The sequence below is a fragment of the Rhodococcus sp. 15-649-2-2 genome, from assembly GCF_002258645.1.
GTDB lineage: Bacteria > Actinomycetota > Actinomycetes > Mycobacteriales > Mycobacteriaceae > Rhodococcoides.
This window is the reverse complement of the sequence record NZ_NPFM01000008.1, coordinates 104,500-117,267: the sequence shown is the minus strand read 5'-3', so window position 1 is coordinate 117,267 and position 12,768 is coordinate 104,500. Positions and strand designations below refer to the sequence as shown.

Sequence of the window (12,768 nt, the reverse complement as noted above, 5' to 3'; positions counted from 1 at the left end):
GACTCGATTCTCCGGGCGTGGGGCGAACCAGCAACTCTTTGAGTCGTCGGTCACATAACCGACGTGTTCTCCACATTCGCGATCATTCCGCGGTGCATCACCCTGTTTCCGACCACCCCGCTGTGGTCGGCCCGATGCATCACACATCGGTTGTCCCACATCACCAGATCGCCAGGAGCCCACGCGTGCTGCACCACGTTGTCCGCTCGAGTGGAGTGCTCGAACAGGTACCGGATGGTCTCGTGCGTGTCCTCGGAGTTCATTCCGCTGATCGCGACGCATCGGGCCGGTGCCGAGAGCGCGAGTGCAGTGCGGCCGGACACCGGATGTACTGCGAACAACGGATGCTCGGCAGAGGAATCGCTGTCCGACGCCACCCCGGTCACCCGATGCGTCACCGTACGCCCCGCCAGGTTCTCTTTCACTGCCGCAGGCAGCGTCTCGTACGCCGAGTACTGGTCGCTGAACTGTGTGCTGCCGCCGGCTGTCGGTACGCACACAGCTCGTAATGCCGTGTACGCGGGGGGATTCGGCACGTACGTCGTATCGACGTGGAACGTCGACTTCGGCGGCGTGGTGCGGCCGATGTTGCTGACGACGTTCAAGTCGGGAAATCCCGGGACCGGAGTCTCACCCTCGGTGAACATGAGATCACCGAACCGGCGAAGGAACTCGATGAAGCGTCGGTCGCCCATCGGTTGGTCACGCAGGATCAGTACACCGTATTCGGCCAGCTGCGTTCGCATGTCGTCGACCGAAGCCGAGTCCAGATCCAGACTGCGAATCTCGATTCCCAGCGTCATGATGCCAACTCCTTCACCGACAGTTCCCGGAGCGAGTGCGCGAACAGGCGGTCGATCGTGATGTCCGCTGCCGCGGCCATCACCGCAAGCACACTCGAGGGTGAGTACGAGCAGTAGAGACCGGCTTCGAGGAACCAGGGTTCCCCGTCGGGATCGATGCGGAAATCGAACAGCCCGTAGTGCCGGCAGCCGAGCGCTCGATAGCACGATCGTGCTGCCGCCCAGACCTTCTCGGTGATCGGATCAGAGGTGTCGACTATCCACGCTTTGGTCTGCTGTTTCGCGACCAGGTACAGATCCCCGTCCGCGGTCCGATTCAACTTGTCGGCACTCGTGCGCACGGAGTCGACGGCGTACTCCTCCAGGGGAAGACACACCAGCTCGCCGTCCACCGCGATGATGCCGCAGCGAACCTCGCGTCCGAGCGGGATATACGATTCCACCAGTGCAGCAGACGAATACGCCAGCGCGTCGCGGATTGCGGAGGCCACAGAGTCGTTGTCCTCGACGAGCGTGACTCCCATCGAGTTGTCCGAGTCGACGGGCTTGACGACGACGGGTAATTCGAGATCGACTGTGCCGCCACTGCGTACCACCACGCCGGCCGGGACGGCGACTCCGGCAGCAGCGACGACGGCACGGGCCAGCGCTTTGTCCGCCGTCATGGCCATGACATCCGGGGTGTTGCCCACGTACGGGACATCCATGAGATCGAACAGGCTGCGGTAGGTCGTCATGCCGGGCAGGCAGAACATCTGCGGCACCATGACGTCGAAGTGCCACGCAGACATGACTTCCACCGCCTGAGCCAAGGACATCTGCGGTGCCGCAGCCACAGTGGCGGAGTCGATCCCGCCGGGAAAGCTCCACAGCCCACCCGGGGAGACGAAAGCCACCTCGAGTTCGTACGCGGGATCGTCTCCGAGCGCGTCGAGGAAGCCCCCCGCGTACACCCGAGACAGATCGCAGTGGAACTCGTCCACCGAAGATCCGACGAGTACCAGGACCGACAGTGCCATCAGTCGCCTCCGTTCTCCACGAGCTTGCCGATGTTGAAGTCGATACGAGACCAGCCGCGACGCGCCGCGAGATTGCGCAACAGCAGGGATGGAATCTGTAGGTGATGCACCAGCAGGTACGGCAGCGGGTCCCAGCCGGTCAGGATTGCGTCCTTGCCGCGAAAAATGGTGCGGAGCCGAGATGCTCGATTGCCCTCGGTGAGCAGACGCCACAGCTCGTGGTAGATCCAGTACGTCGGCCGGGCCGTCGGACGCGGCACGATCATCGGATGATCGTCGTCGAGGTACGCCGCGGCCAGATCGGGATGGTCGTAGAACATCGTGATGGCCGAATGGGTGCGCGGGTTGCATTCGATGGCGTAGACCCGGCCGTCGGCAGCGGACTCGATGAAGTCGAACGACAGCTGCCCGGTGGTATCGAGCGAGGAGACGAATGTGTGTACCCAGCTGAGGATTTCGGGCTTGTCGATCATGTCGTAGTTGACCTGGAAGGCAGACGACACGCAGCAGCCGTACACCTGGAGGCGACCTTCGCGCACCGTGCCGTGTGTGCAGTACTCCTGTCCGGCGATGAATTCCTGCAGGATCCACGGGTCGTCCTCGGTGATGTGCAGGCTCCGGGCGAACGAGGAGTTGCGCTCGGGCGTGTGCGCCGACAACCGCGTCAGATCCATTCGGCCGACCGGGTTGTACGAGATTCGCTTGAGGATGTACTCACGACCCGGCGCAAACTCGAACTCGTCGATCTGGGCGGGGTCGGTGATGCGTCGGAAGTCGGGAACACGCAGTCCCAATGACGCTGCGTGCTCGGAGAATCGGGACTTGTCGTCCACCATTCGCACGACGTCCGCGTCGCCGTGGATCACCTCGCAGTGCGCATCGAGGAGCGTACGTGCGTCCGAGTCGTGAATGCTCGCGGCCGGGCTTGCGACGGGCACGAAGACGTCGACCCCTTCGCGGCGAACGATGTCCAGCAGGGCCTCCGCGTATCCCGGATCACCTGGATCGGGAATGCAATGGAAGCGATCGACAGCGCGAGAAAAACGATGTCCGGTCCAGCGGTACTTCGTCGACTCCACCAGGATCACCCGATGCCCGGCGAGATGGAAGGATCGGGCGAGTTGCAGGGCCTTGGTCATCTTTCCGCCACTGATCAGAATTGTTCTGGGTGAACGGGTTCGATGGGTGGCGGGCCGGGTACCGCGCAGCGCCGCCACCCCCACCACCGCAAGATCGAGGGGAAGGGTGGCCGTGAGGCCGATCAGTGCTGCAACGGTGCGGATCATGTGCGCCGGATCAGCGTCACGCCGTCGCGCAGAGGAATCAGAACCTGTTCCACGCGAGGGTCGTCGGCGACGTAGTCGTTGAATTCAGCGATAGCCCGGCCGTTCTCGCTCGGCTGTGCAGTGTAGGGCTGCCCCTGCAGCAAAGTGTTGTCGACGGCGATCACGGCACCGTCGGAGAGCAGATCGCTCTCGAGCAGATACTCCACGTAGGCGCGATATCCGGTCTTGTCGGCGTCGATGAACACCAGGTCGAACGTCCCGTCCAGTCCGCGCAAGGTGTCGAGCGCAGGACCCACCTGCACCGTGATGGCAGATCCTGCAGTCGATTCCGCGAAGCAGGACTGCGCGAACTCGGCCACGTACGGATCCACCTCGCAGGCGACGACCTCGCCGCCTGCGGGCAGCGCCTCGGCCATCGCCAGCGCCGAGTAACCGGTGAACATGCCGATCTCGAGCACCCGCGTCGCCCGGGTCATGTGTACGAGGAACGCCAGGAAGCGTCCCTCCACATGGCCGGAGAGCATTTCCATCTCCAGGGGCCCGGAACCGGAGACCACGTCACGTGATCTCCAGTCCGCAGAGCGGGTCCGCGACGCCAACGTGGCCAGAGCCGCAGATTCGGAGGTGGTGCAGGTGTCGAGATACGGGTCGAGTCCCGCCGCGAGATCGCGGGCCCGATGCACACGGGTGGTCAGCTCGTCGGTCACCCCGGCGTCGAGTAGCGCGGCAATCTCGCCGAGCTCGCGGGCCAGGATTGTCGTCGGGGTGACCGGTCGCGGCTGCGCAGTCACGGCGTCGGTGCGGTGAACATGTCGAGGCCTTCGCCGGCGCGTGGAAAGTCGAGGCAGATCTTCTTGTGCAAGGTCAGCACATCGGCCAGCTCGTTCGCGTCCAGGTCGTTGAGGAAACGGCAGGTGCCGATCGGGTCGGGTACTGCGGCGCGCAGAATTCCGTCACGGGTCTTGAGGATCGATGCCGTTGCCTCCGAGAGCAACTCGGGTGTCAGGTAGGGGCTGTCGAGCGCCAGTCCGATGCTGCTCATGACGCCCAGCACTCGATCACGGTCGGCACTGGACAGATGGCCTCGCTGTTCGGCGACAGTCGTCGACAGTGCCATGTCGATATTGATGGCATGACCGTGGAAGAACGGAGCGGGCGGCGTCAGCTCGAGCGTCGGGCTCCACGTGTGGCCGAAGGCGATGACGCGATCGAGGTCGATCTCGTGCAGGTTGGGAGCCTCGAGCTCGAGCATCGTCGCAATGGCCGAGTACGTCAAACGATCTGCCACCGAACGTAATTCGGGTGTCCCGTCGAGGTGGCCGAAGCGAGTACGTAGCAGTTCCGGGCCGTACTGCTCCAGCATCTCGAAGATTTCCAGGTTGCCGACGACGGAGATCTTGATCAGCTCCGCCATCCCGTTGCGCACCTGGTCCTCGGGCAGCGTGCCGAGGAACGAGAAGTCGAGAAGCACCTTCTGTGATGCGTGGTACGCACCGAGCCGGTTCTTGTGCTTGCCGTAGTTCACGGCAACCTTGATCGACACGCTCGCGTCGATCAGGCCGATCAACGTGGTCGGAATGCGGATGTACGGGGTGTTGCGTCGGTAGCTGGCGCATGCGAAACCTGCTACGTCCGTAGTCAATCCACCACCGACCACCAGGACCGGCTCGGTGCGGACCAGGCCGAAGGCGTCGAATTCACCGACGATGCGCTCGAAGGTCTCCAGCGACTTCGCGGTTTCCCTGATCTGTACCGGGACCACCGTCAGCGCGATGTCGTGATGATCGAAGTACGCGCGGATTCGGTCCCCGTAGATCTCGTGGACCGACTCGTCGACGACCATCAGCGCGCGTCCGTACGGACGGTAGCTGTCGGCCAATTCGGTGTTCTCGAGGGCGAAGACACCGTCGACGTAAATCAGGTCGTACTCGATGCGCTCGTATCCCTCGACGCGAAACGACCTGTCCCCGGCAACTACCTGGGCCTGAAGATTGCTCACAATTACTCCTGGGGTGGATGAAGGGTCAGGCTGAGATCAGAGCGCGCACGCGCTCGGGATCGAGTGCATCGACGGTGTCGGTGGCCGAGCCGAACTCGGTGCCTGCAGTGTTCTCGTTCGGGAATGCGACGCACGTGATGCCTGCGGCTGCTGCCGCCGCCGCGCCGCCGGCGTTGTCCTCGATGGCCACACTGTCGGATGCGTTCTCGCCCAACGTCTTCAAAGCGAACTCGTAGGACGCGGGATCGGGCTTGCCTGCGTCCACCGAGGATGCGTCGACGATGACGTCGAAGGAGTCGGCGGTGAGCTCCGGGCTCAGGGCCGCCAGCAATGCATCGATGTTGTCGCGGGACGTGGTGGTCACGAAGCCCACCTTGATGCCGTTCGCCTTGGCGGAGTCGATCGTATCGGCAACGCCGGGACGCGTTTTCACGTCGGATTCGCCGATCAACCGTTGGAAGATCTCCGATTTGGTGGCGTGCACTGCGGCCGCGTCGACCTCGGTGCCCGTATCGGACGCATATTCGCTGATCCGGTCGGCACCACCGTTCGACCCGAGCATGGAACGGTAGTCCTCACGAGACCAGTTCCAGTTCAGATCATGGGCTGCGAAGGCCTCGTTGAACGAGCGACGTTGCAGTTCGGATGTGTCGACGAGCGTGCTGATCGAGCCGAACAGAATTGCGGACATGGGTGCCTTTCGGAGCGAGAGACGTTGTACCAGTCAATGTCTCGGCATGCGCGATGGGTGAGTTGGTTCGGGGGGTATGCCCCATCGGCACCGAACGGGAAACCTTCGAATTTCTACGGTGTGGCGGGCGGTCCGTGCCGAGGGACGGGTGCGGCCAGTACCGTCGGTGTGGAGCGTCCACGCAGCGTCACGGAGCCACCTGTTTTCCAGTGCTTCCTCTCACCCGCGGTTGCGTGATCGAGCACGACCGACGACGTGAGCACATCGGTGTTCGGGTCGTCTTTCGCGAGATCGGTGAGCCGGGCCGCTTGATTGACGGTGTCGCCGATGACGGTGTACTCGAAGCGGGATTCGGCTCCGATGTTGCCTGCGATGACCGGCCCGTACGTCACGCCGATGCCGATTTCGAAGCCGCCGTCGGAGGCGAGGGCGACGGCCAGGGTGCGTGCGGTGCGCAGTGCCGCCGTGGCGGGATCGGGGTGATCGACCGGAGCGCCGAAGATCAGCAATGCGGCATCGCCCTCGAACTTGTTGACGAAGCCGCCGTTACGTTCGCCGTGCTCGACTACCACTGCGAAGAACCGATTGAGAGTATCGACCACTGCCTCCGCGGACTCCCGCTCGGCCATCGCCGTCGAACCCACCAGGTCGATGAACAGCACGGCGACCGTCCTGTTCTCGCCGCCGAGGCGTGGAGCACTCGCCAATGCCCGCTGCGCCACGTCGTGGCCCACGTGCCTGCCGAACAGAGAACGCAGTCGCTCGCGCTCGTCGAGACCGACCACCATCTTGTTGAACCCGTTCTGCAAACGGCCGATCTCGGAAGCGTCGTAGACGTCGACGCGGGTGTCCGTCGCCCCTGCTTCGACGCGTTGCATGGCGGAGCTGACCTGCTGTAGCGGGTCCGATACGGAGCGTCCGACCAGAAACATGCCGCCGAATCCGACGACCAGGGCGATAGCGGACAGCGACACCATCGCGGGAGACAGGTCGACCTCGGGTGGGATGACGGTGTCGATCAATCTGCCGAGCCCGATGAGACCGAGACCCAGAATGGGGATGGCCGTGCTCAATACCCAGATGAGGACGACACGCAGCTTGACGCCGAGCGCGACCGTGTCGGTGACCTCACTGACGTCCATCACCGCGGCGGTGACCGGCCTGAGCGTTCGTTCGGCAACCAGATAGCCCAACGAGCAGGTCGCCAACCCGCCGAAGCTGACCGCGATGGCGACGATGATCGACAACGCGGCGCCTGCCGACGCATTGACCGCCACGAACACGGCGACGCCAAGGGCCCACAGCAGAACGTGGACACCGAGCTGACGCAGCGGCAGTCGCACGATGGCGATCGCGGTGTCCTCCGACGGCGTACCGCCGGTATGCAGCCACAGCACGAGCGGCTTGGCGACGCGGAGTCCGAGCACGATCCCGATGCCGATCGCGACCGGCAGATACACGAAGAACGCCAGGTAGTTGCGATCGGACAGGATCTCCTCGGAGCCGACCGGCAGCGGCAGGATGAAGCGGGCCAGCACGAACACGATGACTGCGCCGATGGCGTTGGCCGAGACCATGCCCGCCGCATAGAGCCGCATCGGGGTGCGGTCGAGGGCGGCGCGTAGAGCTGCGGTCACCGGTGAATCTCCGTTCTGTGGTCGCTCGAACTCTAGGGGCCAGAAAAAGAATCGGAGAGATTTCGCCCGAGCGACTATCTGTGTCGGCAAGTACCTGGTAATCTCCGTAACAGCTAATCACTCCTGTTCGACGATGAAAGGAACGACGGCGATGACCAGCACACTCTCCAGGAACGACGTTCTCCAGCCCGAGGATGTTTCGGCGCGTTTGCTCGATTCAGCCGCCCAGCTCTCGTACGACCCGGCCGAGGAGGTCGACTGGGAGGCCGATCTCGATCCCTCCCTCTACGGCCTCAACCCGGAGTGGAGCACCCTCTACGGCACGAAGTTGTGGGACGAGATGAGCGAGGAGCAGCGCATCACGCTCACTCGCCACGAGGTCTGCTCGATCATGAGCACCGGCATCTGGTTCGAGATGATCCTGCAGCAGATGGTTCTGCGCGATCAGTACTGCAAGGACTCCTCGAACTCGGACTTCCAGTTCGCGCTCACCGAGATCGCGGACGAGTGCCGTCACTCGATCATGTTCGCTCGCGCCTGCCAGAAGATGGGCATCAAGGCCTACCTGCCTCGTCGATCGAGCATCGAACTCGGCCGTGGCTTCAAGGCTCTTGCATCGGCCGAGGTGGCCTACGGCGGCATTCTCGTCGCCGAAGAAGTTCTCGACGTCATGCAGCGCGACTGGATGCGCGGCGAGAACGTGTTGCCGCTCGTGCGCACCACCAGCAAGATCCACGTCGTCGAGGAATCGCGACACATGACCTTCGCGCGCGCACAGATGCGTGAAGACATCGAGGGGAAGAGCCCGGCTCGCCGTAAGGCCAGCGCGTTGGTCGTCGCGATCGCTGCCCGCCTGATCGTGTCGAACATGGTCAACAAGGAGGTCTACGCAGCTGCGGGCCTCGATGTCGACCGCGCCGTGAAAGAAGCGAAGAACAACGCTCATCACCACACGATGATGCGCACCTCGAGCGAGCATCTGATGGCATTTCTCCTCGACTGCGGTTTGGTCACCAAGCCGGCCGAGATGATCTACCGTCGTCTGCACATGCTCTGACCACTCTTTTCGAGGCCGTGAAGGACATCTGAGAAACCCATGCCGTTCGCGATCACGCAGAACTGTTGCAACGACGCATCCTGCCTGTCGGTGTGCCCGGTCAACTGCATTCATCCCACGCCCGACGAGCCGGATTTCGGCAAGACCGAGCTGCTCTACATCGATCCGCGCTCGTGCATCGACTGCGGGGCCTGCGCGGACGCGTGCCCGGTGGACGCGATCACGCGCGTGTCCCGCTTGACGCCGGATCAGCAGATCTACGCCGACATCAATGCCGACTACTACCGCGACAAGCCTGCAGTAGCGGAGTGGGGTGAGCCCAAATTTCCGGTGTCGACGGTCAACGAACTGCCGCCGGTCAGCATCGCCATCGTCGGGACCGGACCGGCCGCCTGCTACACGGCGCAAGCCCTGTTGCGGGTGCCGGGCACCAGGATCACGTTCTACGACCGATTGCACACCGCGGGTGGTCTCGCGCGCTACGGCGTCGCTCCCGATCACCTCGGCACCCGCCGCATCAGTGAGCACTTCCGGGGGATCTTCGCGCATCCTCGGGTCACGATGAAGCTCGGCGTCGAGGTCGGTAAGGACGTCGATCACGTGGAGTTGGCTCGAAAGTTCGACTCCGTCGTTTACGCCGTCGGTGCCGACAAGGACCGAGCGCTCGACATCCCCGGTATCGATCTCGACAATTCCGTCAGCGCACGCACCCTGGTCGGCTGGTACACCGGGCATCCCGACGTCCCGGCCGACGCGATCGACCTCACCGGCGTCGAGCGGGTGACCGTCATCGGAAACGGGAACGTCGCACTCGATGCAGCGCGCATCCTCACCGCAGACCCGGACCGGCTCGACGGTACCGAGATCGCTCCGCATGCACTGGCCGAATTGCGTCGACACCGCGTCACCGAGGTCGTTGTTCTCGCGCGCCGTGGCCCCGAGTTCGCGGCCTTCACGCGTTCCGAGTGCAAGGCGTTGGTCGATCGACCGGACGTCGACGTGGTGGTGGCAGGACCGGACGGAATTGTCGACGCTATCGATCGATTGCCGCTGTCTGCCTCGGCGTCGGCGCTGGCCGGGGCCGAGCGCGTCGATCTCGGCTCGCGTGCTCGAGGGCGTCGCATCGTCTTCGCGTTCGGGCGGGCACCATCCGCCCTGCACGGAAACGGCTCGGTGGAGTCCATCGAGGTGGGGGTGGGTGAACACGCGGTCACTCTGTCGACGGAGCTGGTTCTGCTCGCGATCGGTTATCGCGGAACTCCGTCACCGGGCGTCCCGTTCGACGACATCACCGGCACCATTCGCAACGACGGCGGACGGATCACCGCTGCCGACGGCACTCCGGTTCCGGGCAGCTATGTGGTCGGATGGGCCAAACGGGGTGCCACGGGCGGCATCGGCGACAACAAGATCGACGCAGAGGAAACGGCCGAGGCCTTGCTCGCGGACATCCCCACACGAGGCCCGGCTCGTCCGCTCGGTTGGTACGGCAAAGTGAGCGCCGCTCTCGGCGATCGAGTCTCGCGAGCGCGCTGACCAGCGGTAACTCCCCGCTCTGTTCGCATTCTGTAGCAGTCTGATTCGAGTCTGCGCGATTCGTACGCACGGCGAGCTTCTCGGAGTTACCGTTGAGTATGGCTGAACGGGGGGCCAAGCCCCAGGTTTCTTTTGTAAGACGGACGATGCTGCGCGCAGTCCGATCGTTGTTCAATCCGCTCCGGCCTGACGACTACCTGTCGATGATCAATCCGCTGTGGACCACTCGCGAACTTCGGGGGAAGGTCGAGCGGGTGGTTCCCGAGGGGTCGGAGGCCGTCTCGGTGTACATCCGTCCGGGTTTCGAGTGGCAGGGCCACACGCCCGGGCAGTACGTCCGACTCGGAGTACTCATCGACGGTCGGTACCACTGGCGGGCGTACTCGCTGACATCCGATCCCGACCCTGTCGACGGTCTCGTCAGCGTCAGCCCCAAGCTGGTGCCGTCGGGAACGGTCTCGCCGTATCTGGTGGGCACCATCAGGACCGGCGATATCGTTCGCCTCAGCGAGGTGGAGGGTGAATTCACTCTGCCGAGTCCGGTTCCGGACAAGATGGTGTTCATCAGCGCCGGCAGCGGCATCACGCCGATCATCAGCATGTTGCGCGCCCTCGACCATCACGACCAGGTCCGTGACGTGGTTGTGGTGCATTCGGTGCACAACCGTGAACAGTTGATGTTCGCGGACACGCTGGAGGAATTGGAAGCCAAGCACGACGGGCTGACGGTGAAGCTACGCATCACCAGCGACGAAGGTCGGATGAAGGCGTCGGAACTGGACGAACTGGTCCCGGATTGGCGTGAGCGGGAGTCGTTCTGCTCCGGTCCGGGCGAACATCTGGACGATCTGCGCTCGTACTGGAAGGACCAGGGAGAGTCGGATCGATTCCATTACGAAAGTTTTCAGCCGGTCATCGGCGGCGGAAACGACGCTGGTGAGGGCGGCACCGTCAAGTTCCTCAACAGCAAGAAGGACGTCGAATGCGACGGTGCCACAACGATTCTCGCCGCGGGTGAGGAAGCCGGACTGGATCTGACGTTCGGCTGCCGAATCGGCATCTGCCACACATGCGTAGGTACCCTGAAGAAGGGGCGTTTACGTGACCTACGTAACGGGGATATCTCCGAACCTACGGGGCAAGCGGTTCGGATCTGTGTCAACACCGCTGAGGGCGACATCGAAATCGAACTCTGATCTTCCATTCGAACAGGGGAATGTATGTCTATCGACGAAACCACCAGGCGCGTCACCGACACCGATGAGCCGGTGAACCCGCTGGCGCACCTGAGCGACGAGACGATCGCCGAACTCGCCAAGGAGTTCGACGCCATTCACGACGAGGTGTACGCCAGCCTCGGTGACAAGGACCGGAAGTACATCACCTCGGTGATCGCAGCCCAACGTCAGCTGCTGGTCGCCGGCCGCGTGCTGTTGCTCGGTTCCACCAGCAAGCCCGCGTGGCTGGCCGGTACCGCATGCCTCGGGATCGCAAAGATCCTCGAGAACATGGAGATCGGCCACAACGTCATGCACGGCCAGTGGGACTGGATGAACGATCCGGAAATCCACTCGTCGGTGTGGGACTGGGATACCGCGTCCACCGCCAACTCGTGGAAGCACTCGCACAACTACGTGCACCACACGTACACGAACATTCGCGGCAAGGACAAGGATCTCGGTTACGAGATCATGCGTATCGACCCACGTCAGAAGTGGAGTCCCGTCTACCTGGCCCAGCCGTTCTACAACGTTCTGCTGATGGCCTTCTTCGAGTGGGGCGTCGCTCTGCACGACCTCGACATCGAGGCGATTCGCCGCGGTGAGAAGCCGGTCAAGGAACTCGTCGAGGACCTCAAGGGCATCGGCGTCAAGGCTCGTAAGCAGTTCGTCAAGGACTACGTGGGCTGGCCGCTGATCAGTGCCGGAGCATTCGCGTTGGCTCAGCTCGCCTCGGGCGGTCGTGTGCCGGAGAGCAAGAGGTCTCGGCTGGCGTCCAAGCTGCGTGGGTCAGCTCGGTTCGGCAAGAATCGTAGGACCGCGGCGCTGCTGGACAGTCGGCTCAGCGGTGTCGAGAGCACGTTCCTCTCGACGGTGACCGCCAACTTCACCGCCAACATCATCCGCAACGTCTGGTCGAACGCAATCATCTTCTGCGGTCACTTCCCGGATCAGGCCTACACCTTCAGCCAGGAAGAGGTCGAGAACGAGACCCGCGGTGGCTGGTACGTCCGTCAGTTGGTCGGAGCCGCGAACATCGACGGCGGACCACTGTTCCACCTGATGAGCGGCAACCTGAGCTACCAGGTGGAACACCACCTGTACCCGGATATGCCCAGCACCCGGTACTCGGACGTCGCGCCCAAGATCAAGGACATCTGCGAGCGTTACGAGCTGCCGTACAACACCGGACCGTTCTTCCAGCAGTGGGGCATGGTCCAGCGGACCATCGCGCGATTGGCCTTCCCCGGTGGCAAGGTTCGGCCGAAGCCGGGCCCCTACCGGCCCGAGGAGAGCTGGCGTCGCAAGTTCGCCGAGGGTGCCACCAAGGACAGCGAGGCCGCCAAGACTCGCGGTCGCGTGCCGGCAGAGCATCCTGCGGCGGGACCGGAACACAACTCCGGCGGGGTCGATGTTCAGCCGCCGCCCCGTGGCGACGACTGAGTTTCGTCCGTAGAGAGCCGATAAGAACCGCGGCCACCCGATCACCGGGTGGCCGCGGTTCTTCGATGTTGGCGGTC

11 protein-coding genes are annotated in these 12,768 nt (G+C 63.5%); 4 read left to right on the top strand and 7 right to left on the bottom strand.

Annotated features, from left to right (window positions below; all coding sequences use genetic code 11):
• Nucleotides 1–50: 50 nt before the first annotated feature.
• The 7 genes from CH305_RS03880 to CH305_RS03850 form a co-directional block, all read right to left on the bottom strand.
• Nucleotides 51–803, bottom strand: coding sequence for a TauD/TfdA family dioxygenase (locus CH305_RS03880; protein WP_094702770.1), 753 nt, complete (start codon nucleotides 801–803; stop codon nucleotides 51–53).
• On the bottom strand, nucleotides 800–1,822 hold the full coding sequence (locus CH305_RS03875) for a hypothetical protein (protein ID WP_037172607.1): 1,023 nt from the start codon (nucleotides 1,820–1,822) through the stop codon (nucleotides 800–802). The genes CH305_RS03880 and CH305_RS03875 overlap by 4 nt, the downstream gene beginning before the upstream one ends.
• Nucleotides 1,822–3,108, bottom strand: a complete 1,287-nt coding sequence (locus CH305_RS03870; RefSeq protein ID WP_094702768.1) for an ATP-grasp enzyme — start codon at nucleotides 3,106–3,108, stop codon at nucleotides 1,822–1,824. Before CH305_RS03870 ends, CH305_RS03875 begins: the two co-directional genes overlap by 1 nt.
• Nucleotides 3,105–3,899: an O-methyltransferase gene (locus CH305_RS03865; protein ID WP_094702766.1), complete on the bottom strand. Its 795-nt coding sequence runs from the start codon at nucleotides 3,897–3,899 to the stop codon at nucleotides 3,105–3,107. Before CH305_RS03865 ends, CH305_RS03870 begins: the two co-directional genes overlap by 4 nt.
• Complete coding sequence (locus CH305_RS03860; RefSeq protein ID WP_032405697.1) at nucleotides 3,896–5,107, bottom strand: sedoheptulose 7-phosphate cyclase; 1,212 nt, start codon at nucleotides 5,105–5,107, stop codon at nucleotides 3,896–3,898. Before CH305_RS03860 ends, CH305_RS03865 begins: the two co-directional genes overlap by 4 nt.
• A 25-nt stretch (nucleotides 5,108–5,132) precedes the next feature.
• Entirely contained in the window at nucleotides 5,133–5,798 is a 666-nt protein-coding gene (locus tag CH305_RS03855) for an HAD-IA family hydrolase (RefSeq protein ID WP_032405698.1), read from the bottom strand.
• Nucleotides 5,799–5,911: 113 nt separating this feature from the next.
• Nucleotides 5,912–7,435 carry an adenylate/guanylate cyclase domain-containing protein gene (locus tag CH305_RS03850; protein WP_094702764.1) on the bottom strand — a complete coding sequence of 508 codons (1,524 nt, stop codon included), beginning with the start codon at nucleotides 7,433–7,435 and terminating at the stop codon, nucleotides 5,912–5,914.
• A 151-nt stretch (nucleotides 7,436–7,586) separates the two neighbouring features.
• Between CH305_RS03850 and CH305_RS03845 the strand changes: the two genes are divergently transcribed.
• From CH305_RS03845 to CH305_RS03830, 4 genes are all read left to right on the top strand, one after another.
• On the top strand, nucleotides 7,587–8,492 hold the full coding sequence (locus CH305_RS03845) for a diiron oxygenase (RefSeq protein ID WP_179278174.1): 906 nt from the start codon (nucleotides 7,587–7,589) through the stop codon (nucleotides 8,490–8,492).
• A 39-nt stretch (nucleotides 8,493–8,531) separates the two neighbouring features.
• Complete coding sequence (locus CH305_RS03840; protein WP_094702760.1) at nucleotides 8,532–10,028, top strand: FAD-dependent oxidoreductase; 1,497 nt, start codon at nucleotides 8,532–8,534, stop codon at nucleotides 10,026–10,028.
• A gap of 98 nt (nucleotides 10,029–10,126) precedes the next feature.
• Entirely contained in the window at nucleotides 10,127–11,224 is a 1,098-nt protein-coding gene (locus CH305_RS03835; protein ID WP_179278173.1) for a ferredoxin reductase, read from the top strand.
• A 24-nt stretch (nucleotides 11,225–11,248) separates the two neighbouring features.
• On the top strand, nucleotides 11,249–12,691 hold the full coding sequence (locus CH305_RS03830; RefSeq protein WP_094702756.1) for an acyl-CoA desaturase: 1,443 nt from the start codon (nucleotides 11,249–11,251) through the stop codon (nucleotides 12,689–12,691).
• The last annotated feature ends 77 nt before the right edge of the window (nucleotides 12,692–12,768 follow it).

What these genes read in the sequence shown, in the direction of transcription:
- CH305_RS03855 (WP_032405698.1), bottom strand. Translation starts at nt 5,798, where the DNA reads ATGTCCGCAATTCTGTTCGGCTCGATCAGCACGCTCGTCGACACATCC.
- CH305_RS03870 (WP_094702768.1), bottom strand. Translation starts at nt 3,108, where the DNA reads ATGATCCGCACCGTTGCAGCACTGATCGGCCTCACGGCCACCCTTCCC.
- CH305_RS03875 (WP_037172607.1), bottom strand. Translation starts at nt 1,822, where the DNA reads ATGGCACTGTCGGTCCTGGTACTCGTCGGATCTTCGGTGGACGAGTTC.
- CH305_RS03880 (WP_094702770.1), bottom strand. Translation starts at nt 803, where the DNA reads ATGACGCTGGGAATCGAGATTCGCAGTCTGGATCTGGACTCGGCTTCG.
- CH305_RS03845 (WP_179278174.1), top strand. Translation starts at nt 7,587, where the DNA reads ATGACCAGCACACTCTCCAGGAACGACGTTCTCCAGCCCGAGGATGTT.
- CH305_RS03840 (WP_094702760.1), top strand. Translation starts at nt 8,532, where the DNA reads ATGCCGTTCGCGATCACGCAGAACTGTTGCAACGACGCATCCTGCCTG.
- CH305_RS03835 (WP_179278173.1), top strand. Translation starts at nt 10,127, where the DNA reads ATGGCTGAACGGGGGGCCAAGCCCCAGGTTTCTTTTGTAAGACGGACG.
- CH305_RS03830 (WP_094702756.1), top strand. Translation starts at nt 11,249, where the DNA reads ATGTCTATCGACGAAACCACCAGGCGCGTCACCGACACCGATGAGCCG.